The 24,681-nt window shown below is 56.8% G+C and carries 16 protein-coding genes and 2 pseudogenes; 14 read left to right on the forward strand and 4 right to left on the reverse strand.

Annotated features, from left to right (window positions below; all coding sequences use genetic code 11):
* The first annotated feature begins 15 nt into the window (after positions 1-15).
* The 10 genes and pseudogenes from QA648_RS33565 to QA648_RS33610 all read left to right on the forward strand — a co-directional run bounded on the left by QA648_RS33565 (position 16) and on the right by QA648_RS33610 (position 10,476).
* Positions 16-732, forward strand: a complete 717-nt coding sequence (locus QA648_RS33565) for a hypothetical protein (RefSeq protein ID WP_283054385.1) — start codon at positions 16-18, stop codon at positions 730-732.
* 30 nt (positions 733-762) lie between these two features.
* Positions 763-1,944 (forward strand): Xaa-Pro peptidase family protein, encoded by a 1,182-nt coding sequence (locus QA648_RS33570; RefSeq protein ID WP_283054386.1) that lies wholly within the window; start codon positions 763-765, stop codon positions 1,942-1,944.
* 352 nt (positions 1,945-2,296) lie between these two features.
* A complete protein-coding gene (locus QA648_RS33575) occupies positions 2,297-3,352 on the forward strand; it encodes a C45 family peptidase (RefSeq protein WP_283054387.1) in 1,056 nt (351 codons plus the stop codon).
* Positions 3,353-3,759: 407 nt separating this feature from the next.
* Entirely contained in the window at positions 3,760-5,163 is a 1,404-nt protein-coding gene (locus QA648_RS33580; protein ID WP_283054388.1) for an aspartate aminotransferase family protein, read from the forward strand.
* Positions 5,164-5,321: 158 nt separating this feature from the next.
* Positions 5,322-6,731: an aldehyde dehydrogenase family protein gene (locus QA648_RS33585; RefSeq protein ID WP_283054389.1), complete on the forward strand. Its 1,410-nt coding sequence runs from the start codon at positions 5,322-5,324 to the stop codon at positions 6,729-6,731.
* Positions 6,732-6,836: 105 nt separating this feature from the next.
* Entirely contained in the window at positions 6,837-7,535 is a 699-nt protein-coding gene (locus QA648_RS33590; protein WP_283054390.1) for a CoA transferase subunit A, read from the forward strand.
* 18 nt (positions 7,536-7,553) lie between these two features.
* Positions 7,554-8,183, forward strand: a complete 630-nt coding sequence (locus tag QA648_RS33595) for a 3-oxoacid CoA-transferase subunit B (RefSeq protein ID WP_283054391.1) — start codon at positions 7,554-7,556, stop codon at positions 8,181-8,183.
* A 164-nt stretch (positions 8,184-8,347) separates the two neighbouring features.
* Positions 8,348-8,476, forward strand: a pseudogene (locus QA648_RS33600) (acetyl-CoA C-acetyltransferase); the annotation flags it as partial.
* 14 nt (positions 8,477-8,490) lie between these two features.
* Positions 8,491-8,988, forward strand: a complete 498-nt coding sequence (locus QA648_RS33605; RefSeq protein WP_283054392.1) for a UPF0262 family protein — start codon at positions 8,491-8,493, stop codon at positions 8,986-8,988.
* Between the two features lie 42 nt (positions 8,989-9,030).
* On the forward strand, positions 9,031-10,476 hold the full coding sequence (locus QA648_RS33610; protein ID WP_283054393.1) for a Glu/Leu/Phe/Val dehydrogenase: 1,446 nt from the start codon (positions 9,031-9,033) through the stop codon (positions 10,474-10,476).
* A 166-nt stretch (positions 10,477-10,642) separates the two neighbouring features.
* On the opposite strand, the gene QA648_RS33615 is transcribed toward QA648_RS33610, so the two are convergent.
* The 4 genes from QA648_RS33615 to QA648_RS33630 form a co-directional block, all read right to left on the reverse strand.
* Positions 10,643-12,118, reverse strand: coding sequence for an NAD-dependent succinate-semialdehyde dehydrogenase (locus QA648_RS33615; RefSeq protein WP_283054394.1), 1,476 nt, complete (start codon positions 12,116-12,118; stop codon positions 10,643-10,645).
* Between the two features lie 416 nt (positions 12,119-12,534).
* Positions 12,535-13,824, reverse strand: a complete 1,290-nt coding sequence (gene gltA, locus QA648_RS33620; RefSeq protein ID WP_283054395.1) for a citrate synthase — start codon at positions 13,822-13,824, stop codon at positions 12,535-12,537.
* 144 nt (positions 13,825-13,968) lie between these two features.
* Positions 13,969-14,148 (reverse strand): hypothetical protein, encoded by a 180-nt coding sequence (locus QA648_RS33625; protein ID WP_104825794.1) that lies wholly within the window; start codon positions 14,146-14,148, stop codon positions 13,969-13,971.
* Positions 14,149-14,212: 64 nt separating this feature from the next.
* On the reverse strand, positions 14,213-15,805 hold the full coding sequence (locus QA648_RS33630; protein WP_283054396.1) for an isocitrate lyase: 1,593 nt from the start codon (positions 15,803-15,805) through the stop codon (positions 14,213-14,215).
* Positions 15,806-15,929: 124 nt separating this feature from the next.
* Between QA648_RS33630 and QA648_RS33635 the strand changes: the two are divergent.
* The 4 genes and pseudogenes from QA648_RS33635 to QA648_RS33650 all read left to right on the forward strand — a co-directional run bounded on the left by QA648_RS33635 (position 15,930) and on the right by QA648_RS33650 (position 23,889).
* Positions 15,930-17,328: pseudogene (locus QA648_RS33635) on the forward strand (short-chain fatty acyl-CoA regulator family protein).
* 517 nt (positions 17,329-17,845) lie between these two features.
* Complete coding sequence (locus QA648_RS33640) at positions 17,846-19,489, forward strand: MFS transporter (RefSeq protein WP_283054397.1); 1,644 nt, start codon at positions 17,846-17,848, stop codon at positions 19,487-19,489.
* A gap of 288 nt (positions 19,490-19,777) precedes the next feature.
* The gene (locus QA648_RS33645; RefSeq protein ID WP_283054398.1) at positions 19,778-23,596 is read left to right on the forward strand and encodes an AAA family ATPase; all 3,819 of its coding nucleotides are present in this window, start codon (positions 19,778-19,780) and stop codon (positions 23,594-23,596) included.
* 122 nt (positions 23,597-23,718) lie between these two features.
* Positions 23,719-23,889 carry an entericidin gene (locus QA648_RS33650; RefSeq protein WP_283054399.1) on the forward strand — a complete coding sequence of 57 codons (171 nt, stop codon included), beginning with the start codon at positions 23,719-23,721 and terminating at the stop codon, positions 23,887-23,889.
* Positions 23,890-24,681: the final 792 nt, after the last annotated feature.

A 24,681-nucleotide genomic window follows, 5' to 3' on the forward strand; every position in this document is an offset into this window, starting at 1 on the left:
ATCAAGGACTTCATTATGACTTCGCAAAGCAGCACTGTTCTTGGACTACTTGAGCTGGATGAAGGCGTGTCGCCAGACAGTCCGGTTTTTAGCCCGCGCGAAGGATCCCTGTTGCACCCGGCAACGTTTGGCGGGCCTGTGATCACGGAAATGGTGGAAGGCGCCTTTGCAGATGTTGTCATTCGAGGTGATGCTTCGCTGGAATACGCCTGCATTGCGGCTGCACAGCGATTGGTCGATCGAGGTGCCAACGTTATTGCCGCTGACTGCGGTTTCCTTATCCGCCACCAGTCTGCAATCTCTGCAGCAGTCAATGTACCCATCATAACCTCAAGCCTGCTACTCATCCCGACTTTGTTGCGTCAGCTATCGCCCGCGAAAAAGCTCGCGGTATTAACAGCGGACTCGCGACATTGCACCGAAGACCTGTTGGGCATCCAACACCCGGCGGATCGGAAGCGCGTGGTCGTCGGAGGTATCGAAGGTGGCGTATACGTGCGCAATGCCGTGGCGCGGCCGTTCGTGCGCACAGCGCTGGATCAGATCCAGCAGGAAGTCGGTGCCCGTATCGATCAACTGCGCTCCGATCATCCCGAGATTGCGATGATTCTCTTCGAGTGCACTGGCTTTCCTGTCGTTGCAAATGCCCTTCGGCTGAAGACAGGACTGCCTATCTACGACATCACCGACCTCTGCAAACTGACGCTCGCGACTGTGGCCGCCCGCGTCTGACTAAGCGCACCCAAATCTAAAGGAACTGAAATGTCTGACGAGAAACTACGGTTCGAACTTTCTGAATACAGAACACGCCTCGAGAAGGCACGCAGCGCCATGGAGCGAGCTGGCATAGACGTACTGGTCGTTACCGATCCCGCTAACATGGGCTGGCTTACCGGTTACGAGGGCAACTCGTTCTACGTGCCACAATGTGTTGTTGTATCGAAGGACAAGGATCCCCTTTGGTTCGGCCGTGGTCAGGATGCCAATGGATGCCGTCGAACGGCATATATCGGCGAGGATCGGATCAGGTGGTACGAGGACCACTACGTTCAATCAGACACCTTGCATCCAATGACCGTTCTTGGCCAGTTCCTCACGGACGAGGGGCACGGTTCAGCCATAATCGGTCTGGAGAAGGACAGTTACTATTTCTCACCGGCCGGTTTCGAAGCCCTTACCGCCGCACTTCCGAACGCGCGCTTCAAAAACGCCATGCGGATGATCAACTGGGAACGCATCGTCAAATCCCCTCGTGAGATCGAATATATGCGCGGCGCCGGCAAGATTGTCGAAGCAATGTATGAGCGAATTACAGAAGTCCTGCGGCCGGGAGTGAAACAGTCGGACATAATCGCTGAAATCTCCTATGTTGGCACCCGCGGTGTGGGCGACTACTGGGGAGACTATCCGTCGGCCGTACCCAACCTTGGGGCCGGCGCCGATGCCTCAGCTCCCCATCTGACATGGACCGATAAGCCCATTCGTGCGAACGAAAGCATTTTCTTCGAACTTGCTGGTGTACACAAACGATACCATTGCCCACTCTCTCGGTCGTACTATCTCGGTAAGCCGAGCCAGCAAATGCTGGATGCTGAGAAGGCCGTCTTGGAGGGCATGAGCGCCGGCCTTGCAAGGGCTGTCGTTGGAAATTACTGCGAAGATATCGCTCTGGCCTACGGAAGTGCCCTTGCGAAATACGGTTTGAAGAAGGCAAGCCGCGCCGGCTACTCCATTGGCATGGGATACCCGCCGGCATGGGGCGAGAACTCCGCCAGCTTCCGCGACGGTGATAAGACCGTACTGCGCCCAGGCATGACATTTCATTTCATGTCCGGGCTTTGGTACGACGACTGGGGTATCGAAATTACCGAAAGTTTCTTGATCACGGAGGGGGAGGTCGAATTCCTGTCCAATGTCCCCCGCAAATTGCTCGTCATTGCGTGAGTCCGATCCCTTGGGGGGAATCTTGATCCCACAACGCCCCCGATGACGTCTCGTCACAAGCCGGGGTGGTCTCCTTGAATTGGGCACCTCAGCAACAGGCCTAATGCCTTTTCGCCGGCGGGCAGAGATAGATCCCACTGTTTCCTGGCCGGCGGTTACGCCGGCCAGCGGATCGTCGTTCATCGTGCACCTGGGACGCGTTCCGACCGAGCTTTCACCGTGGCATCGATCGCCTGCAGAAGAGTGACCGACACCCTACGATTCTGAACGGGGAACGCGATCTCACGCCATTAAAGCGTTCCTACCCGCTCTCTTTGCCTATCTTCTGCGAAAGAAACGATGAGGAAGTCACATGGCCAACAATCCCATTTCGCCCGTCCGCGCGAAGGGCGATGCCTTCACGATCGGTATAGTACTCGGAAGAGCAAGCGCTTCTGCTTTCCGCGAGCGCGTCTTGTACACCGAAGAATATCGGGCGTTGGATACCCGGTGGCGCCGATCTGGATATTTGAAGGCTCTAGAAGCTGCGGCGCGCGCAACCTATCCCCGTTTTGTGCGCGAAATCGAGGGCATCGCCGAAGGCGCCGGTCAAGATTTCGATTCGATCTTCCTCTGGAATTGCCGCGGAGACCTTCGGCTTCCCGAGGATGTCTCCCCGGCAACAAGGGCGGTTGCTGCCAATGGATGCACGACACTTCTGTTGCCGGCGCAGGGCGACAGTCCCGCAATGATTGCCCACAACGAGGACGGTGACCAAGCGCTCCTCGGTGCCTGCTTCTGGGTTGAAGTCGAGCCGGACGAGGGACCAGCCTGGGCCAGTTTCATGTATCCTGGCATGCTGCCCGGCCACACGTTTGGCGTCAATGAGATGGGGCTCGTGCAGACGATAAATAACATCACCGCGCATGATCTTCAGCCTGGGGTGCCCCGACACATCATCTGCCGCGCCATCCTCGACTCAAGGACGTTGGACGATGCGGCAGAAATCCTCAAGCGTAAGGACCGTGCCAGTGGATTCCATCATAATCTCGGCGAGGCGAAAACACGGCGGCTTGTCTCAATCGAGGCTCCCGCTTCAGGCTGCGCCATTCGGGAGGCCGTCAGCCCCCAAGGCCATGCGAACCACTTGATCTTCGAAGATTTCGCCCAGTTGGAGCAGACGATTAGCGCCTCTTCCCGCGATCGTCAGGCGGCTGTGGACCGGGTGACTGCGGGACAAAGGCTCGGTCAAGATGCAGAAGTCGTTCTGTTCGACGAGACGGTGCCGATCTACAAGAACGGAACGATCGATAGGTCGCAAACTTTGGCGATGGGTGTGTTCGCACTATTAGTCGACCGGGTTGAATGGAGCGTCCATGGTGCCCATAACGAGCGCGATGTCCTGGGGGGAACAGTGCTGGTCAAGTAGGCCTCGTGGATATTTTCGGCTGCCGGCGTGATTTGCGATAGGTGGGTAGTGCGGCCTGACCATTCCAATCTCACCGGAGGTGGGTCTGTCCTCAAACAACCTCGATCCCCGCTTTGTTCTTTAACCTATGTCTCCGCGGTCGATCCAACCCAAGGAGCCGGCCGCACGGGTCAGCAAAGCCCGCATGGATAGCGAATTACTGCAAAAAGCGAGAAAGATTGCAGGAACCCTGCGTCACCCCCGAGCGAAATGGTGCGATGAAGCTAGCACCTGCAGGCAATATCATCTGAGCGGGTCGGGCGAGCGAAAGCTATCCTCAGGTCGAGGTTCTGCTGCTCGCACTTAATCTGGCCCATTTCACAGGAAGAACAACTCGCAGCCGAAAAGCGGAGGCCGAAGGGGTTAAAATGACCATCAACATCAAAGACATCGCTGAAAAAGATCGCAACTCGGTCCTGCATCCCTTCACGCAGTTGAAGGACTTTGCCACTGGCAAACTCGGCGAACCGACGATCGTCGAGACCGGCACGGGGATCCGTATCCAGGATGCGCACGGCAATCAGCTGATCGACGGTTTTGCCGGTCTCTATTGCGTCAACGTCGGCTATGGCCGCACCGAGGTTGCCGAGGCGATCTCGCGTCAGGCCTATCGCCTGGCCTATTACCACTCCTACGCCGCGCACACGACCGACGAACTGGCGATCCTCTCCGACCGCCTCGTGAAGATGGCGCCCGGCAAGATGAGCAAGGTGTTCTACGGCATGTCCGGCTCGGACGCCAACGAGACCCAGGCCAAGCTCGTCTGGTACTATAACAATCTGCGCGGCAAGCCGACGAAGAAGAAGATCATCTCGCGCGAGCGCGGCTATCACGGCTGCAGCGTCGTCTCCGGCTCGATGACCGGGATGAGCTTTTATCACGACCATATGGATCTGCCACTGCCTCAGATCGATCATACCGGCGTTCCGCACCACTATTGGGGTGCCGACCCCGGCGAAACAGAGCGTGAGTTCTCGGCCCGCCGTGCTGCCGAGCTCGACGAGATGATCGAGACGCTGGGTCCAGACAATGTCGGCGCCTTCATCGCCGAGCCGGTGCTCGGCACCGGTGGCATCACGCCGCCGCCGGAGGGCTACTGGGAAGCGATCCAGGCGGTGCTTAAGAAGCACGACGTGCTTTTGATTGCCGACGAAGTGATCACCGGCTTCGGCCGCACCGGCTCGATGTTCGGCTCGCAGCACTACGGCATCGAACCCGACCTCATAACGGTCGCCAAGGGCCTGACCTCGGCGTACTTCCCTCTCTCGGCTTCGATCGTCGGTGAGAAGGTTTACAAGGTCATGGAAGAAGGGGCTGACAAGGTCGGCGCCTTCTCGCACGGCTATACCTATTCCGGCCACCCGATCGGCGCGGCCGCCGCAAACGCGGTGCTCGACATCGTCGAAAAGGAAAACCTGCCCGGCAACGCCCGCGAAGTCGGCGCCTATTTCCAGGCGCAGCTCAAGGAGAAGTTCGCACAGCTGCCGATCGTCGGTGAAGTGCGTGGCGTCGGCCTGATGGGTGCGATCGAGTTCGTTGCCAACCGTGAGAACAAAACCCGTTTCGATCCATCGCTGAAGATCGGTGCTCGCGTCTCCAAGGCCGCACGCGACCGCGGCCTCATCGCCCGGGCCATGCCGCATGGCGACATCCTCGGCTTTGCGCCGCCGCTCGTCACCACCAAGGCGGAAATCGACGAGATCGTCTCGATCGCCGAAAAGGCGGTGCGCTGTGTGATCGACGACCTCGTTCGCGACGGCAAGAAAATCTAAGCGAAGTCGGTCGGGTCAGCCGGACCGCCATGCAAGCTCCGGTCTCATTCGTGCGTCGTGACGAGTGGAGCACGGCGGCGGTCATGGGGTTGTGCATTGATTAAGCAAGTTAACCGCCACGCATGCTGGCGTATCATCTGAGAAGGGAAGCTGGCTTTATGACCGCTGCCAAACTACATATCACGTCGGGCTTGTCGTCTATACCGGTTTACAGTCCCTACGACGGGTCTCTTTTAGGGTCGATCGATCCGACAGATGCGAGCGAAATCTGCGAACTCATCGCTCGAGCCAAACGCGGATCTGAGCTTTCTCGTGCCTTGCCGAGGCACCTGCGGGCAACCATTCTTGAAGGTGCGGCGCAAATCATCGAACGTCGTCGCGACATCTTCGCCGAAACCATCGTGCGCGAAGCCGGCAAGACGATCGTTCAGGCGCGCAAGGAAGTGTTTCGCTGCGTCAACACGTTGAAGCTGTCTGCCGAAGAGGCAAAGCGCAATGCCGGCGAAATCGTGCCGTTCGATGCCTATGTGGGATCGGAGCAGCGCCAGGGCTGGTTCACGCGCGAGCCCCTCGGCATCATCACCGCAATTACGCCTTACAACGACCCGCTGAACCTAGTGGCTCATAAGCTTGGTCCTGCGATCGCCGGCGGCAACGCGGTCCTGCTGAAGCCGTCGAACCTGACGCCGTTTTCCTCGATCAACCTTGTCGAAGCCTTGGTGGAAGCAGGTTTGCCTCGCGAGATTATCACCGTCATTCACGGCGATAGAGAGATCGTAACGGCTTTGGTCTCTGCACGGGACGTCCGCATGGTTTCCTTTACCGGTGGGTTTGCCACAGGAGAAGCGATCAGCCGGAAGGCGGGCCTCAAGAAACTCGCAATGGAGCTCGGCGGCAACGCGCCCGTCGTCGTCATGAATGACTGCGATTTTGACAAGGCGGTTGAAGGGTGCGTATCCGGCGCCTTCTGGGCCGCGGGACAGAATTGCATCGGCGCGCAGCGTGTTCTTGTCCAGGCCGAGCTTTATGAGCGATTCCGTGACGCGTTCCTGGCCGCGACGAACAAGCTCAAGGCCGGCGATCCTCTGAGGGAGGACACAGATGTCGGTCCGATGATCTCGAAGGAAGTGGCAGAGCGCACCGAAGCAGCGGTCAATGAAGCGATTGCTGTCGGCGCCAAATTGCTTTGTGGTCACAAGCGTGAAGGGTCGCTCTATCATCCGACGGTGCTGGAAGGTACACCGACAACCTGCCCCCTTTGGCACGAGGAAGTGTTCGCCCCTGTGGTCATGCTTGCACCGTTCGAGACGCTCGATGAGGCCATCGATCTGGCCAACGCGCCGGAATATAGCCTTCACGCCGGCATCTTCACCAGCAATCTGTCTGTGGCGCTGGAGGCGGCGAGCAGGATCGAGGCCGGTGGCGTGATGATCAATGACTCCTCGGACTATCGCTTCGACGCCATGCCGTTCGGTGGCTTCAAATACGGCAGCATGGGCCGAGAAGGCGTGCACTTCGCCTATGAAGAGATGACCCAGCCGAAGGTGATCTGCATCAATCGCGGGTGAGCGAGATGGCACGCAGCTGTTCGGAACCGCTGCGGTGTTCGGAAACTAATAGACTGAATTGCGAGGCGCCTCGGCGTCGCGATCGACGAACCTGATGGGGGCAGTATGAACAAAATTTGCGAGAATCCGACGTTGGCGCTTGATGGCTTGCTGTTCGACGGCATGTTCATTGCGGCGGGTGGCTTCGGTCTTTGCGGTATTCCGGAACTGCTGATCGGTGCCATCCGTGAGGCGGGTACCAAGGATCTGACGATCGCCTCGAATAATTGCGGTGTTGACGACTTCGGTCTCGGCGTGCTGCTGAAGACGAAGCAGATCAAGAAGATGATCTCGTCCTATGTCGGCGAGAACGCCGAGTTCATGCGCCAGTACCTCAGCGGCGAACTGGACCTGGAGTTCAACCCGCAGGGAACGCTCGCCGAGCGGATGCGTGCCGGTGGCGCCGGCATTGCCGGGTTCTATACGAAGACCGGGGTCGGTACCGTCGTTGCCGAGAGCAAGGAGACGAAGTCCTTCAACGGCGAGGCATATGTTCTCGAGACCGGGATCGTCGCGGACCTCTCGATCGTCAAGGCATGGAAGTCGGACACATCGGGCAATCTCGTCTTCCGCAAGACCGCCCGCAACTTCAATCCGCCGGCCGCGACCTGCGGCAAGATCTGCGTCGCCGAAGTCGAGGAGATCGTACCGGTCGGCAGCCTCGATCCCGACCATATCCACGTGCCGGGAATCTACGTGCATCGTCTGATCCAGGGTCAGCATGAGAAACGCATCGAACAGCGCACCACGCGCGCGGTGGCTTGAAGGGCAGGGGGAAGACACATGGCCTGGGACAGAAACCAGATGGCGGCGCGCGCTGCCCGCGAACTCGAAAACGGCACTTACGTCAACCTCGGCATCGGCATTCCGACGCTTGTCGCCAACTACATCCCCGAAGGCGTCCATGTGACGCTGCAGTCGGAGAACGGCCTGCTCGGCATCGGTCCCTTTCCAACCGAAATCGAGATCGACGCCGATCTCATCAATGCCGGCAAGCAGACGGTGACGGCGCTGCCGCATTCGGCCTTCTTCGACTCCGCGCAGAGCTTTGCGATGATCCGCGGCGGCAAGATCGCTATGGCAATCCTCGGTGCCATGGAAGTGGCCGAGAACGGCGATCTCGCCAACTGGATGATCCCCGGCAAGCTCGTCAAGGGCATGGGCGGCGCGATGGATCTGGTCGCCGGCGTCAAGCGGGTGGTGGTCGTCATGGACCACACCAACAAGGCCGGCGAATCCAAGGTGCTGAAGGCCTGCACCTTGCCGCTGACCGGAAAGAGCGTCGTCGATCGGATCATCACCAATCTTGGTGTGTTCGACGTCGTCGATGGCGGACTGAAGCTGGTCGAGCTTGCCGAGGGCGTGACAGACGGCGAGATCCGCAGCGCGACCGAGGCGACCATCGTCAACTAGGCCTGCGGCTTATTGCCGAGACGCTGGAGCCGGTCTCTACCGGCTTCGCAAGGACCATAGAGGAGACCACCATGAGCACCCCATCGATCGTCATCGCCAGCGCCGCCCGCACCGCGGTCGGGTCCTTCGACGGAGGTTTCGGCAATACGCCGGCGCGCGAACGCGGCGCCTCGGACCCCCGCGCGCTTAACACTCTGCTCTTCGAAATGAGGCGCCGCGGCGTTTCCAAGAGGCTTGCAACACTCTGCATCGGCGGCGGCATCGGTGTCCCCATGTGCGTGGAAGAGATGTGAGGGAGGACCGCGTCATGACCTCGGCGGAATACCGTCTTTGCGACGTATCGCTCGACCGATCGTTCCGTGGCCGGGATGCGAGAATTGAGCGAGAGCAGGCGCTCGCGGTCATCGACCTTTTGGAATGCAATACATTCATTCCGGTCGGTCACGACGGTGGCCCCTATCGTCTCAGGATCGAAGCGGTCGACGGGCGCCTGGCGTTGCATGTCGCTGATGATCAGGGCGAGCATGTCGCCAGTCACTATCTGTCGCTGACGCCCTTCCGCCGGCTGCTTAGAGACTACGCTCGCATCTGCGAGAGCTACTACGACGCCATCCGCCACCCTGGACCTGAGCGGCTTGAGGCTATCGATATGGGTCGGCGTGGCGTCCACAACGAGGCTGCCGAACTGCTTCGAGCCCGGTTGTCAACGAAAGTGACCATCGACAACAACACCGCGCGCCGGCTGTTCACGCTGATTTACGCCCTGCTCGTGCGCAATGCCGACCATAGAGTTCTGCTGAGCTGAGATAGCTGTGGCCCCCAACTGCAGACCAAGGAGGAACCCCAAGTGAATGCAATACCTCAACGCGAAGTACACCTCGGAGAAACAAGCTCCGCAGGCTTTCTGGATAGCGTTGACCAGAACTTCCGCCATGCAATGACGTTCCTTGTTTTGCCGGAAGGGCTGTCAGAACGGATCATGCAGTGCAACTCGACCTACACTGTTCGTTTCGGTGTTCGCCTACGCGGCCGCATGTACAGTTTCATCGGCTGGCGATCGGTCCACAGCGAGCACTGCGAACCGGTGAAGGGCGGCATACGCTATGCATCGAATGCCGATGCTGAGGAGGTTGAAGCGCTGGCAGCGCTGATGACGCTCAAATGCTCGCTGGTCGATGTTCCGTTCGGCGGCTCGAAGGGTGCCCTGAAGATCGACCCGCGCGAATGGACGCCGCAGGAGCTCGAGCGCATCACCCGCCGCTTCACACAGGAACTCAACAAACGTGGCCTGATCGGTCCCGGCGTCAATGTCCCGGCTCCCGACATCGGCACAGGCGAGCGAGAAATGGCCTGGATGATGGACGAGTTCCGCCGCGCCAATCCGACCGACGTGATCAATGCGCGCGCTTGCGTCACGGGCAAGCCGCTGTCGAAGGGCGGAATTGCCGGCCGGACGGAAGCAACGGGTAGGGGCGTCCAATTCGCCATCCAAAGCTATCTCCGCGATCCTCGAACCTCCGGATTGAACGGCAAGCGTGACCTGAAGGGTGCTGCGGTCATCGTTCAGGGGTTTGGCAACGTCGGTTACCATGCCGCAAAATTCCTGTCCGATGAGGATGGTGCCCGGGTGACCGTCGTTGCAGAACGGGACGGCTATGTCGCCAGCGCCGAGGGCCTCGCGATCGAGGCGCTGAAGCAGCATCAGATCAAAACGGGCAGCATCCTTGGCTTTGAAGGTGCCACATCGTTTCCCGGCAATATGACGGGCATCGAGCAGCCATGCGATGTTCTCATTCCAGCGGCGATGGAAAATGCCATCCATGCGGGGAATGCAGATTGCATCAAGGCAAATCTCGTCGTCGAAGCTGCCAACGGCCCGGTGACCTTCGAGGCTGACAAGGTTCTCCGCGCCCGTGGGATCACCATCCTTCCCGACCTTTACGTCAATGCCGGCGGCGTGGTCGTCAGCTACTTCGAGTGGGTGAAGAACCTGACGCATATTCCCTTCGGCCTGATGGAACGGCGCCGGCGCGAGCGGCGCAACCAGACGATCGCCACGGCACTCGAACGTATGACCGGCAAGGATTTTCCGGCGGACATGCGCGAGGAGTTCCTCGAAGGTGGGGCGGAAATCGATCTCGTTCGGTCCGGACTGGAAGACGTGATGCGCAGCACCTGGGGACGCATCGCCGACCTGAGGGAGCAGCAACCGGAACTCGGTGACTACCGAACCGCCGCCTATGTCGCATCTATCCGACAGATTGCCGATGCCTATGAAGCGATAGGTATCTGATCGGCCGCACGCCGCTCAAGGGCTTCGCTTTTGTGATCAGTGGCTTGGGCTTTAAATTCGCCTCCCAAGTGACTTGGCTGCCGCCGAACTAGTTTCGACGGCAGCCTCTTTATTCCACGATCGACCAGTTTCAACATCGTCAAATCGCGGGAGGTCGTAACCCGCGTTATAGGCCACCCAGGCAAAGGTACTTCATTTCAAGATAGTCCTCGAGGCCGTGGCGAGACCCCTCACGTCCAATGCCTGACTGCTTGATCCCTCCGAAGGGTGCAGCCTCCGACGACATGCGGCCGGTGTTGATGCCGACCATTCCGTATTCCAGCGCCTCGGCCACACGCCAGACCCGCTTGAGGTTCGAAGCATAGAAATAGGCGGCGAGGCCGTAGATTGTATCATTGGCGTCTCGCACGACCTGCTCCGGGTCGTCGAAACGGATGATTGGCGCCAGAGGACCGAAAGTCTCTTCCTGGGCAATGCGCATTGAGCTGACGACATTTGTAATCACAGTCGGCTCGAAGAATGTTCCGGACGTGCCGATCCGGCGCCCACCACATCGCACTATTGCTCCTTTTTTTACAGCGTCATCGACATGCGCTTCGATCTTTGTCAGAGCATGATTGTCGATTAGGGGCCCGATCGCGGTGTCCAGTTCAAAACCGTCGCCAACGCGAAGTCTGCGCGCGTGCGCGGTGAACTTTTCAGCAAATTCGTCATAGACGCGTTTTTGGACGTACAGCCGATTGGCAGACACGCAGGTCTGGCCAGCATTGCGAAACTTGGCTTGAATCGCGCCATCGACGGCGGCGTCGATATCAGCATCGTCGAAGACGATGAAAGGCGCGTTTCCGCCGAGTTCGAAGCTGATGCGCTTGATCTGGTCGGAGCACTGGCGCATCAGTAATCGGCCGACTTCGGTCGATCCGGTGAAACTGATCTTTCGCACCTTCGGGTTGAAACACAATTCACGACCGATAGCCTCACCCTCTGACGCATAGACCAGATTGAGAACGCCCTCCGGGAAACCAGCTGCACGCGCGAGAGCGAACATGGCCCCGGCTACGAGAGGCGTTTGCTCAGCGGGCTTCAAGACAACGGTACAGCCAGCGGCAAGCGCCGGCGAAATCTTGCGCGCTACCATCGAGGCCGGGAAGTTCCAAGGGGTAATGGCGCCTACAACACCAATTGGTTGCTTGATCACCAGCATGCGCCTGTCATTGGAGGGGGCTGAAATAGTCTCGCCGTAAATGCGGTTAGCCTCTTCGGCGTACCATTGAAGATATGCCGCCGCGTGCAAGACTTCCGACTTCGCCTCTCCCAATGGCTTTCCCATCTCGGCCGTCAAGATCACGGCAAGATCGTCGCTATGTTCGAGGATCAGCCGGTGCCAGTTCCACAGTATGTCCGAACGCTCCCGGGCGGTGAGCCCCGCCCAACGCGCTTGGGCAGCATGCGCCTTGTCAATGGCGACGGAAACCTCTTCAGCACTCATATCCGGCACTTCGGCCAGCAGGTCACCGGTAGACGGGTTAAAGACCGCAAAGCGCTTCATGGATGCAGCCGCGTGCGTGCCAGGCTCGGAGGTTAGGTGGAGGAATTGCTCCGGATTTTTCAGATGCCTCGTTAATGCAGCAGTGAGCGTCATCCCCGTTTTTCCTCTTCCGATCGTCAACGTCTATGGCTTTGTTCTTCCGAACGTTTATGCTGAACAGGGGCGCCGGAGCAATGGTTGTTCATGATCGTTGCGGTGCAGGCGGCGCGCAGCTTGGCTGAGAGCGATCAAGGTCTCGATTTTCACTTTTGCACCTTTCGGCAACGCCTTAGCCTACAAGCAGGGGTAGGGGGTCTTGACGAAGGAAGCATAGATAGAATTGACGTCTGCGAAAGTGGCTGCGCCAACGAGCAGAACGGTCGCTTTCGACGTCTTTGGCAAGCCGACGCCAGTTGCAATGGAGCGAGGCTGGTCAGACAGACACCATTGGGCCTGTTCGGCGGCTTTTGAATTCAATCCTGCGAGATCGCAGCTGAGCAGCCGGACTTTCGTTCCGTCACGGATGTCGTTCAGCGCTTGGAAACCGGAACATATTCGCGCTGCGGTTCGCCGGTATAGAGCTGGCGCGGGCGGCCGATACGCTGTTCCGGATCTTCGATCATCTCGTTCCATTGGGCGATCCAGCCGACGGTGCGGGCAAGCGCAAACAGCACCGTGAACATGGTCGTGGGGAAGCCGAGAGCCTTCAGCGTGATGCCGGAGTAGAAGTCGACATTCGGGTAAAGCTTCTTCTCGATGAAATAGTCATCGGTCAGCGCGATACGCTCCAGTTCGATCGCGATGTCGAGCAGCGGATCGTCCTTGATGCCGAGTTCGCCGAGAACCTCGTGCGTCGTCTTCTGCATGATCTTTGCGCGCGGATCGTAGTTCTTGTAGACGCGATGACCGAAGCCCATCAGACGGAACGGATCGTTCTTGTCCTTGGCGCGGGCGATATATTCCGGAATGCGGTCAACCGTGCCGATTTCCGTCAGCATGTTGAGCGCAGCTTCGTTGGCGCCGCCGTGAGCGGGACCCCAGAGGCAGGCGATGCCGGCGGCGACGCAAGCGAAGGGGTTGGCGCCGGAAGAGCCCGCGAGGCGAACCGTCGATGTCGACGCATTCTGCTCGTGATCGGCGTGCAGGATGAAGATGCGGTCCATGGCACGGGCAAGCACCGGGTTGACCACATATTCCTCGCAGGGCACGGCAAAGCACATGCGCAGGAAGTTCGACGCATAATCGAGGTCGTTCTTCGGGTAAACGAAGGGCTGGCCAATATGGTACTTGTAAGCCATGGCGGCAAGCGTCGGCATCTTGGCGATCATGCGCAGGCTTGCGACCATGCGCTGGTGCGGATCGGTGATGTCGGTGGAGTCGTGATAGAAGGCCGACAGAGCGCCGACGCAGCCGCACATGACGGCCATCGGATGCGCATCGCGACGGAAGCCGGTGAAGAAGCGAGACATCTGTTCATGCACCATGGTGTGGTGCACGACCCGGTAGTCGAAGTCCTTCTTCTGGGCTGCGGTCGGCAATTCGCCGTAGAGCAGCAGGTAACAGACTTCGAGGAAGTCGCCGTGTTCGGCAAGCTGTTCGATCGGATAACCGCGATGCAGCAGAACGCCTTCGTCGCCATCAATAAAGGTGATGCTGGATTCGCACGACGCAGTCGACGTGAAGCCAGGATCGTAGGTAAACATCTTCGTCTGCTCGTAGAGCGATCCAATGTCGAGTACGCTCGGACCGATCGTGCTTGATCGAAGTTTCAATTCGGCACTATGGCCACCGACTACAACACAAGCATTGTTGTTATCCATGATATCTTTCCTCAGGGCTCGCTAGCCGGGATCGGACAGCTGCCGAATGAACGGATCGGTGTTGTCGAATATGGTTGCGCAGACGGGCCGTGATATGCAGTTCTTCGATCCCAATCGCCACGCGCTTACCGATAAGTCGCGATCTTACGTTATGCGGCCGAGCCGGTGATGAAGGTTTGAGTATTTTACTGCCACAGGCTCGTTTTTCACCACCTGCAGATAGTGGGCGACAGCCACTCGGATGAGCTCAAAGTCCTCTTGTGAAAAGACAGCCCGCGGTCGCTCCAGCAAGATCGGTTTCTTTTTCTCTTCGTCGTTCGACATCTCGTCCTCCGGTAAGGCAAGGGAACGCAGGCCTGCCGCGGATCCCTAGCCAGGTAGGTCTGCATCAGGCCGCAAACTGGTTCATGGTATTACTCGCTCCGCCGGCCTTAAGCGCCGCCTCGCCAGCAAAATACTCTTTATGGTCGTCGCCCATATCGGAACCAGCCATGTTCTGGTGCTTCACGCAGGCAATGCCCTGGCGAATCTCCTTTCGCTGAACGTTCGCCACATAGCCGAGCATGCCCTGTTCGCCGAAGTACTCCTTGGTGAGATTGTCAGTCGAGAGCGCCGCGGTGTGATAGGTTGGCAGCGTAATCAGGTGATGGAAAATGCCGGCGCGTTTGGAGGCGTCATGCTGGAAGGTCCTGATTTTTTCGTCTGCTTCGCGCGCCAAATCGCTGTCGTCATATTGTTCGCTCATCAGCTTCGCACGATCGAAGCCGGAGACGTCCCTTCCTTCGCTCTGCCAATCATCAAAGACCTGCTGTCTGAAATTCAGCGTCCAGTTAAAAGAGGGTGAATTATTATAGACTAGCTTGGCATTGGGGATGACCTGCCGGATGCGGTCCATCATGCCCGCGATTTGCTCGACGTGTGGCTTCTCGGTCTCGATCCACAGCAGGTCGGCGCCGTTGTTAAGGGCATTGATACAGTCGAGGACGCAGCGGTCGGCGCCGGTGCCTTCACGAAACTGATAAAGATTGGAGCGCAGCCGCTTCGGCCGCAAGAGCTTCGAGCCGCGTGTGATCAGGACGTCGCCGTTATTGAGTGGCTCGCCGCTGACGTCGTCGCAATCCAGAAAGTCGTTGTACTGGTCGCCGATGTCGCCTTCGCTGGCGCTGAAGGCAATCTGCTTCGTAAGGCCTGCGCCGAGTGAATCGGTGCGGGCGACGATGATGCCGTCGTCGATGCCGAGCTCAAGAAACGCGTAGCGGCATGCGCGGATCTTGGCGACGAATTCCTCGTGCGGAATGGTCACCTTTCCGTCCTGATGGCCGCACTGCTTTTCATCGGAGACCTGGTTCTCGATCTGCACTGCGCAGGCGCCGGCTTCGATCATTTTTTTCGCCAGAAGGTAGGTTGCTTCGGCATTTCCGAAACCTGCATCGATATCGGCAATGATCGGAATGACGTGGGTTTGATGATTGTCGACCGCCTGAACCAGCTGCTGTTCCCGCGCTTGGTCACCCTCCGCTCGGGCTTTGTCGATTTCCCTGAACAACATGCCGAGTTCGCGCGCGTCTGCCTGGCGCAAGAAGGTGTAGATCTCCTCGACGAGGGCCGGCACGCTCGTTTTTTCATGCATGGACTGGTCGGGAAGCGGCCCGAACTGCGATCGGAGTGCCGCAACCATCCAGCCTGAGAGATAGATGTAACGGCGCTCCGTCGTGCCGAAATGCTTTTTCAGCGAGATGACTTTCTGCTGGGCAATAAATCCATGCCAGCATCCAAGCGACTGCGTATATTTGCTCGGGTCCTGATCGTAGGCGGCCATGTCACGACGCATGATCGCAGCGGTATAGCGTGCAATGTCCAGACCGGTTCTGAATCTGTTCTGAAGGCGCATGCGAGCGACAGCTTCGGCCGTGAGGCCGGACCATGCGTGGTTCTCGGCAATCAAGGTTTTGGCTCCTTCGATACTATCTGAATACGACATTCACTCCTCCAAGGCGTCGGCCAGTTGTGTGCACTGCAATAGCGGGTCGCCGGTTTCTTTTCAGCCTGCGCCTTGTGATGTTGTCAAACTTTACAAGATTAGTTTGTAATGCTGTAATCTGTGTATGGAAAAGCACGGCGTTTATCTCGGCCCGCGCCTTCGACGGTTGCGGAAAAATCTCGGCCTCACTCAAGCCGACATGGCATCTGACCTGGAGGTCTCCCCTTCTTATGTCGCGCTCATGGAGGGAAACCAGCGACCAGTTACGGCCGAGATTCTTCTGCGACTTGCGAAGACCTACAAGCTCGACATGTCGCTCTTTGCCGACGACGGCACGCCTGAGGTCCTTGCGCGACTACAATCGACCATGAAGGACCCGATTTTCAGCGGTATAGAGATATCACCGCTCGAAGTCGCAGACGTGCTCAGCAGCTTTCCTGGGTTTGCAGAAGCGATGCTGCGTCTCTACACCTCGTATAAGGAAGAACAGGTTGTTCTTGCAGATCAACGACAGGCCGCATTGGACCGCGGGATCGATGAAGGAGCCGATCCGGTTGCGGGCGTGCGACGGTTCCTCGCTGCTCGACGCAATTGCTTCCCCGGCCCTCGATGTCGCGGCAGAAAAGTTGGCGACTGCGGTGACGGAGGCCGGCGGCCTTCCATCCTATCTCGCGCAACGTCACAATCTTCGAGTGAGACGATTACCAACCGAGATCATGTCAGGATCGGTCCGCCGACTGGACCGACACAGGCATGAGGTTCTGCTTGACGACTGCTTGGATCTAGCAAGCCAAAATTTTCAACTTGCACAGCAACTCGCCTATCTCGAATTCGACGGCGACATTCAAAAATTCGTTCAAGAAGGCAATCTCGCGACAGAGAGTGCGCAACGATTAGCCCACCGGGCCCTCGCCGGCTACGTTGCAGCAGCTGTCGTCATGCCCTACACGCAATTTGCCAAAGCGGTTGAAGCGCGCCGCTATGATGTCGAAGCGCTCTCGCGTCAATTTGGCACCAGTTTCGAACAGACGGCACATCGGCTGACGACACTACAGAAGCCCGGACAAGAGCGGATCCCGTTCTTCTTTATCCGTGTGGATTCCGCAGGCAACGTGTCCAAGCGCCTTGACAGCGCAAATTTTCCCTTCGCCCGACATGGCGGGGGTTGCCCCCTTTGGACGTTGCACCAGGTTTTTACAACGCCGAGGACGGTGGTAACGCAGTGGCTAGAGTTGCCGGATGGCCAACTATTTTTTTCGATCGCTCGAACTGTAAGTTCCGGGGGAGGTGCCTTTGGACTTCCGCGCGTCGATCGGGCCGTGGCGCTGGTTTGCGAAGCCAGCCACGTCCAACGTCTCGTCTATCATAAGGACGCTAAGTCCGTTGTGCCGACGCCCATCGGCATTACCTGTCGTCTTTGCCAACGCGATAGTTGCACATCCCGGTCCGAACCACCAATCGGCCGACAGATCTTGCCTGATCATTACCGTCGCACGGACGCGCCATTTGGGTTTTCCGACTGAGGGCGACGGCCGCAGGAAGTGCGCCCTCTGTTGTACTGGCGCCAAGGTGGAACGACTTCGGATTGACTCCGCCGCTCAATCGGGCAGCAGAGGTACGTCACTCCCAAAGTGACACTCTCTTATCCCAAAAGCTTCCCGCTAAATAGCGTCGTCAAGCTCTCGATTAACGCAGGTTTTCTGCATGATCAGGCTGTGATACGCCGCCCTTTGCAATAAGCGAATGGGTAATGTGGTCCACACTATTGCCGGGTGAGCAACGGCAATACAAAGCAATCGCATAAAGAAAGATTTCGATGAAATGCTTCGAAGGACCGCAGGACTCTATTATCGACGTCAGAGGCGAAGCCCTTTGTGCTGAAAAGCGGGCTGGATTCAGCAGTTCAACGGATAGATGCGGGCTAAAGTACAGCTGTTGGCCACCCGTATGCAACGGATAGCCATCCTGAGCGCTGGGGTGAACCGCAACCAACCGCCCGACCGCTGGTCGGCGTGATGGCTAACACGAGACAATTCGCGAATGTCGTCGAAAGATAATACTGCTTCATCAACGTTGTCGGCGCCGCTGACAAATCCTACGTTTCGCGCAATCTGGATCGCCAATCAGTTCTCCAGTCTCGGCTGGTTAATGCAAGCGGTCGCGATCAGTTGGCTGATGGCGACCATTTCGACCTCGGATGTGATGGTCGCATTGGTCCAGGCCTCTTCAACCTCACCTGCATTCTTTATGGCCATTTTCGTCGGGGCGATCGCTGACAACTTTAGCCGACGTAAGGTGATGATCATTGGCCGAAGCCTTATGATGACCGCGTCCGCCATGCTCACGCTTTCCATTGCTTTCGGCGTAACTGAGCCCTGGATCATCCTCGGTTTCAGCTTTCTGGCTGGCTGCGGCATTGCTCTCCACGATCCCGCCTGGCAGGCATCCGTCGGCGATATCGTCGAACGGCCCCAGCTGCCGGCAGCGGTCACGCTTATTTCTGTCGGGTTCAATACCGTTCGCAGTGTCGGTCCCGCACTGGGAGGGGTCGTCGTTGCCTCAGCGGGGCCCCTTTTTGCCTTTGGGATTGCGACATTTGGTTTTGCAGTTCCGCTGATCACCTTGTGGCAAAATAAATGGAAAACGCTTTCCTCATCCTTGCCGCGTGAGGCGATGTTCACGGCTATCTATGATGGCTTGCGCTTCACCGCTATGTCGTCAGAAATTAAGGCCACCATCGCCCGAGGCGCATTGTTCGGTTTGGCAAGCACGTCCATCTTGGCGCTACTGCCGCTGGTCGCCCGCGATCAGTTGCATACCGATGCAGTCGGATTTGGCGTCCTCATGGGTGGTTTCGGGGCAGGCGCCTTTCTTGGCGGGATCTCAAACCCTTGGTTCAGGCAAATGCTGACGCAAGAGATGCTGATTACGCTTGCCTGCATAGCATTGGCAACGTGTTCGTTTTTGCTCACCTTCACCTCGTCCCTTACCTTCGCAACGATTGCGCTCGCCTTCGGCGGCGCTGGGTGGGTTACCGCCTGGTCGGGGCTTGGTGTAAACGTCCAGTTGGCCAGTCCGCGCTGGATCACGGGCCGGACCATCTCCATTTACAGCGCGTTGACGAATGGAGGTATTGCAGCCGGCAGCTGGCTTTGGGGGACGGTTGCACAGAGCCACTCGCTCTCGGTCGCATTTGGCTGCTCCACGGGCGCCATACTGATGGTGGCGGCGCTCGGATTGAAGTTGCCGATCAGCAACCGTTCTGAATCGGAGCTTGAACCATCTGGAAACTTCAGTGCTCCCACGGTCGCCCTTGATCTAAAGCCGAGAAGCGGCCCCATCCTGATTATCACTGAATACTCCATACCCGAGCAGAACATCGATCTGTTCCTTGAGATCATGCGTGAACGGCGGCACGCCCAAAGCCGCGTTGGTGCTCGTCATTGGACACTCACCCGCGACGTTGGGCAGACATCGCGGTGGATAGAGACATATCGAACTCCCACGTGGACCGACTATCGCAGGCTTCATCATCGCTACACGTCGGCTGACACGCAGTTGGATCAGGAACTCCTCAGGCTGAGCACAGACGGATGTCCTTCGCGAACAACCATTCTGATTGAGCGACCGACCGGAGCGGTCCGCAAGTCTTATCCGACAGTTCCCTATGTCTCGCAGAAGTGAGCGTCCTCGGAAGGGAGGGTAAATTGATGGCACTCCGGAGAAAGCGGCACGAGAAATTTGAATTTCCTCAAGTCAGCCGCACTTTTTAGAAAAATCAATATGTTAAGTTCGATCTGCTGCGAAGCAGCAGCAACGGGGTGATGTAGCAGTTATGGAAAGCTACGCGATTCGAGCCAATGTCGAATTCCATGCCTGCAGTCAAAAAATTTGGAGTGCCGAGCAGGTGGATATTGAAACTTCATTTTTTCTAATGCAGGTTGTGTTTGCGACATGCGTCGGGAGGATTTCGTGAGCAGGCTTACGAAGTTGGAGATCGAAAGGCGGCTCCTATCGGGATTATCGCTTAGTTGGAAAGACTCTGCAGGTAAAAGCAACTCGATAAAACTCGAGACCCCAGCTGCACGCCGCCTTTTCCAGTTTCTTTTAAGATCCGATGTTCGATTGCCTACAGAATTGCCTAACGTCTTCATCGATGGCCTGCAAGGCGAAATCAGTGGCGAATACGACCCAGCCGATACCCATGGAGAAGCAGGGGAAAATCTTGGTCTTTTCAGCTGGAAACTAAAGTCGATTCTTACAGAAGGGTTTGGAGGCATAAATGTTTGGGCGGGTGCCCCGTTTGAATACAGTTTCGATCGACAAAGCTTACTTATCGAAGGGCCGAACGGTAGTGGAAAGTCGTCGTTAATCGGTGCCATACTCTGGACCCTCTCAGGGGAGCGGCTGCGGGATCAGCCCAAGAGCCTGCCACATGCCCTTCAGCCGGTGTTTGGAGAAAATCAAAAGCCTATTGGAAGCTGGCCCCCAATCGCGACCTATCCCCCGACCGAAATTGACCTAACCCGCTCTCCGAAAGTAAGAGTTGAGTTGGTATTTGAGAATGAGAACGGAGAGATTGCTCGCGTTGAGCGGCGGTTAGAAAACGGCGACATCAGCGTGAATGCCGACCCGTTGCTGTACTTGCCCGATGTGCTTATCGAGACAAGCTTACTGATGCCGTCTCGATTGCCTCTCCTCAGATTAGATGAAGGTGCTGGTCAACTCACGTCGGCTGTCCAGAAGCTTACCGGACTCGATGACCTAATCGCGTTAGGAGCGTTAGTGTCTGGACTTTGCAATGGCGGCCGAGAATACCTTTCATATCGAAAGAAAGAACTCGCGTTGGAGCGGGTTAAATTTGATCGTGCTTTGGTAGATTGTGAAGCGTCTCTGAAGTCAATCGACGTTACGATCCCCGGTTTTGCTCCATCAGATACCAAACGTTCGGAGAGCAAAGCGAAGGCATTTGGAAAGGAACTTGTTGCCAAAGCGGCGGAACTTACGGAAGCGGTTCGCGACGATTTATCGCCGGACCTCGAGCTTAGTAAGCTGGCAGTTCAGACCCAAGTTTCGGCGGCACTTGAGGCAACCCGAAGCGAGCTCGGAAAAGGCCTTCAGTCTCTTGCGAGTTGGAATGATCTTGAGACCGTTCACGGCGCTTTGGATGATGAAACAGTTACGGCCATTGAAGTCGCGATCGATATTGCTATTGCTGCGACGAAAGATGCAGTTGGGCTGTTGGCTAGAAGTCAGGTTGATAATCGTTTTCGGCTAAAGGCGATGGCCGCCCGGTGGCATGTTGACCATGCAATCGGACCAATCGACGATTGCCCACTTTGCCAACGAGTCCTGCAGTCTCCAGAATTGAAAAAGGAGCTGGAAGGATTCCGCGCCTTAGGTGAACTTGCGACGCGTCAATTCGAAGACAATATGAACCTTATTGCTGGCGAATTAGATAGAGCCGTGCCTTCTACCTTCAGGCGCTTTGGTGAAAATTTCTTGGCTTCGGGGCCTAGTTTTGCATTGGCGCGAGATTTCACTAAAAAATACATAGATGCACCTAATGTCTCTGAAATCTTGCATGGATTCAAAAGACTAGCGGGCGAGGCGCTGAAAAGCATCCCACAGAGCAACTTTGACTATGCCGTAGAACAACCTGTCGAAGATGCTGCAACGCCATCGGTGAATCGTAAAATTGAAACGTTACGTCGTTTTATAGCTCTAGCGAAATGGTACCGGGATAATGCTGCTGATTGGCTAGGTTGGTGGAACAGAAATGCCTTGCCGAGGCCCACCACATCGCCAGAGGCGGTTGAGACCCTCGGAGAATATCTAGGAAGGTTGGCTGATGCTTTGCGTGAAGCCGAGCCTTATAGAAAGGCAGCGGTCGCCATGCGTGATGCCTGGTCAGCTGGGCTCGTAGTGTCGGAAATAGAGGACGAGCAAGAGAGGCGAAAAGCGGTTTCGAACGAGATCGGCCCACTGAAAGACCTTTCCTCATTAGCCGAATCCGTGGCCCGGGATGCAATTAATGATTTATCTGGTCGTATTGCAGCGACTTTAGATCGCATCCATTTGGCTGAGAACCTAAAGTTCAAGGATACAAGCCTTCGCAAGAAGGATGGACTGACAGTATTTGGGAACCTTGTCAGCGACTATCGGATTGACGCAACGCTCGTGGCGAATACGTCTTGGCTACGTGCAGTTTTGTGGGCTTTTATTTTTGCACTGCGCGAAGAAGCGCTTGAACAGCTAGGAAAAGATGGACTGCCGCTATTTCTCTTTGACGATCCGCAGACGACATTTGACCCCGACCATCGCCATAGATGGTGCCAGCATGTCGCAGCGATGCAGCAAGCACCACGTGACATGCAAGTTATACTCGCGACCCACGACCCGCATTTTGTGGAATTGATAAAAATTGGAGGCGTGACTGGTCGCGAAGCGATGATTGCCTCGGCGCATAAAGACATAGGTTATCTTGCAATCATCGAGGGTGATGCACTCGCAAGACGCTGGGATGATTTTAAGAGCCACCCAACGCCACTAGGCGGTCGAGATTACATCGGCAAAGTTCGTGAACACGTCGAAGGCCTGCTGCGTATTATGCTACGCGCTGAGGACGCAAATGTCTCCGCTGTAGGCAGAGGATTCACTATCGGTGACGCCCGAAGTAAGATCGAGCATCTCCATGCAAAGGGTTTCGCCCCTTGGGACAGAAGTGAATTTAAAGCGCTTACGAAGTCGCTGCATCAGAACCTGACATCCATCAAGCACATGGAAATGGCCCATCATGCAAGTGGACTTGCGCTTGGTATCGCGGAGGCTGAAGACGTCGAGAAGCATTGGAGGAAAGAGCTTCGACCAGCAATCGAAGCTTGCAGCGCAATATCCCGTGAGTACCGACTCCTGCATGCTCCGTACACGGCGCTGTTCAGCCCACCACCAAGCATATCTTTGCCTAATGGCTATAAGTCTTCTGTTCGGAAAATGAAGCTTGAGATTATTGGACGCGCCGCGGCGCTTAGCGGTGGACGAGCAGCGGATGGGATGTTTCAATCATCTGGGTTCGACTCCGCCACGTCTAAAAAGATCGTCTTGGCACAACACGCAGCCTATCGGTGTGTCTCCTCAACTCTGGAGCCTGTTGCAAAGGTCGGTGACATTGTTCTTGTAAAGGATGCTGCCGAGCCATCCGCGAAATCGCTCGTCATTGCGATAAGCGGCGGCAAACTTTTGGCTCGTAGATTTGAGATTGCGGACAATCACAGCGACGTTGCGGTTTTGACAGCGCAGGCTATTAACCCTCGAAATATAGCGCCGCCAATAATTGCTAAAAAGGCTACTTTGACGCTCCACAAAGTGGTCGGTGTGCTTTATCAGCGCTTCAACTGGGTTTTTCAAGGCAGCGATCACGAGGTTTCCGACTGTGGTGGGACATCGGCTATCGATCAGATTGCTGAGGAAACTATTGGATTGATCGAGGTGGTCGGACAAAGTGCCGAGCCTTTTGCGCTAGACAAGCAACATCTGATGATCTTGCCGGAACTGCAGTCGCTGGCATCTCTGTCGCAGCTCGACGGTCGCCCTGTCGTCGCCTGCGACGCCGATGATAACTATTACTTCAAAAGGCTGCGCTTTACTAATGACGCCTCAACATTGGTCTTGGAAAGTTTAGATAGCGGGGGGGATCATGGTCCAATCGCGCTGGCTGCGCCGGGCTTCGAGGGAAATAGCCTTCGTAGAGTTTGGCCGGTAGCGGGAGTGCTTTTTGAACTTCCAAATTGAGATGCTAGATCTGGTTGACCCCATATGTCTTTAGAATTTTTACGTGAACTTGCGGCTCCCGCGTCGGGGAACTAAATTATCGCGCCGCCGTTATTGGGCGAGTGTAACCAGGGGTATTTCCCATGCTCAGAATCTCGCTCGCGACCGCAATCTCGGTGTTTCTCACCCTGTCGTCTTGCGCAAACACTGCCAAAGGAATGGCGAAGGACGCGAAAGAAACTGGACAGGCAATGGATTCAAGTACGCATACGGTCCTGAAAGCGGGTGCCAGCGGAAACAAGGCCGCGCAATAACCATGTGATGGCCTGAGCGTGATCACCCGTTACGGGGCGAAAACATCTTTGATGAGACAAAGCTAAAATGCTGGCTATGCTGGTCTCCTAACGGGGAAAGACAGGATGAGAGCAGCGAACGACAACGAACATCAACCGACTTCCGAACGCGAATGGATCAGTGCCGCGCTGGTGCTTGCATGGCCATTCGGAATTTTTACTGTTGCGCTTGGATGCTCATGTTTCATCCGATAGTTTTGCCGTAATCGCCGTGTGGCTGTCGGCGCAGCGCCGTTCCTCAATAGCGCCGAAGTCCCGATTGTCCGCGGCTCGACGTCAGCTGTCGGCAGGGTATATCATTTCGCAGCAGCCAACACGCATGGTACAGTTCGGCACCGGATGATGCCCAACGCGAAGCGAGAGGGGAGCACTCATCCGCTGGTGAGAATGTCATAATGCAATTATTTAAAAGTGAGCGATGCAGTATCAAAATTGAAATTCTACTATGGCTTAGGCGAATTTTCCTTTCATTCCCCAAAGTGGCTGCAGGCGCAGTCACCTTTGGGCCGCCATATCGCCCCTTCGAGGCGGCCCTTCCTTTGTGAGGCGTCAACGGCATTTCGAATATTGCGAACGAGAAGGATTCACATCGGCAAAGTGTTCGCCGTAACCGGCAAGCTCGTAATCAAACCGCGCCTCCATGGCACCGCTCCTCTGCGATTCGGTGCCAGACAAGGAATCACGAGCGATTCCTGCTTCAGCAAGAGGGCAAATCATGAAAGCACTCACTGGAATGAAATGTGGTAATTGAAA

This window comes from Rhizobium sp. CB3171 (assembly GCF_029714265.1).
Taxonomy (GTDB): domain Bacteria; phylum Pseudomonadota; class Alphaproteobacteria; order Rhizobiales; family Rhizobiaceae; genus Rhizobium.

Coding starts and splice junctions, on each gene's coding strand:
- QA648_RS33565 (WP_283054385.1), top strand. CDS start 16: ATGACTTCGCAAAGCAGCACTGTTCTTGGACTACTTGAGCTGGATGAA.
- QA648_RS33570 (WP_283054386.1), top strand. CDS start 763: ATGTCTGACGAGAAACTACGGTTCGAACTTTCTGAATACAGAACACGC.
- QA648_RS33575 (WP_283054387.1), top strand. CDS start 2,297: ATGGCCAACAATCCCATTTCGCCCGTCCGCGCGAAGGGCGATGCCTTC.
- QA648_RS33580 (WP_283054388.1), top strand. CDS start 3,760: ATGACCATCAACATCAAAGACATCGCTGAAAAAGATCGCAACTCGGTC.
- QA648_RS33585 (WP_283054389.1), top strand. CDS start 5,322: ATGACCGCTGCCAAACTACATATCACGTCGGGCTTGTCGTCTATACCG.
- QA648_RS33590 (WP_283054390.1), top strand. CDS start 6,837: ATGAACAAAATTTGCGAGAATCCGACGTTGGCGCTTGATGGCTTGCTG.
- QA648_RS33595 (WP_283054391.1), top strand. CDS start 7,554: ATGGCCTGGGACAGAAACCAGATGGCGGCGCGCGCTGCCCGCGAACTC.
- QA648_RS33605 (WP_283054392.1), top strand. CDS start 8,491: ATGACCTCGGCGGAATACCGTCTTTGCGACGTATCGCTCGACCGATCG.
- QA648_RS33615 (WP_283054394.1), bottom strand. CDS start 12,118: ATGACGCTCACTGCTGCATTAACGAGGCATCTGAAAAATCCGGAGCAA.
- gltA (WP_283054395.1), bottom strand. CDS start 13,824: ATGGATAACAACAATGCTTGTGTTGTAGTCGGTGGCCATAGTGCCGAA.
- QA648_RS33625 (WP_104825794.1), bottom strand. CDS start 14,148: ATGTCGAACGACGAAGAGAAAAAGAAACCGATCTTGCTGGAGCGACCG.
- QA648_RS33630 (WP_283054396.1), bottom strand. CDS start 15,805: ATGTCGTATTCAGATAGTATCGAAGGAGCCAAAACCTTGATTGCCGAG.
- QA648_RS33640 (WP_283054397.1), top strand. CDS start 17,846: ATGTCGTCGAAAGATAATACTGCTTCATCAACGTTGTCGGCGCCGCTG.
- QA648_RS33650 (WP_283054399.1), top strand. CDS start 23,719: ATGCTCAGAATCTCGCTCGCGACCGCAATCTCGGTGTTTCTCACCCTG.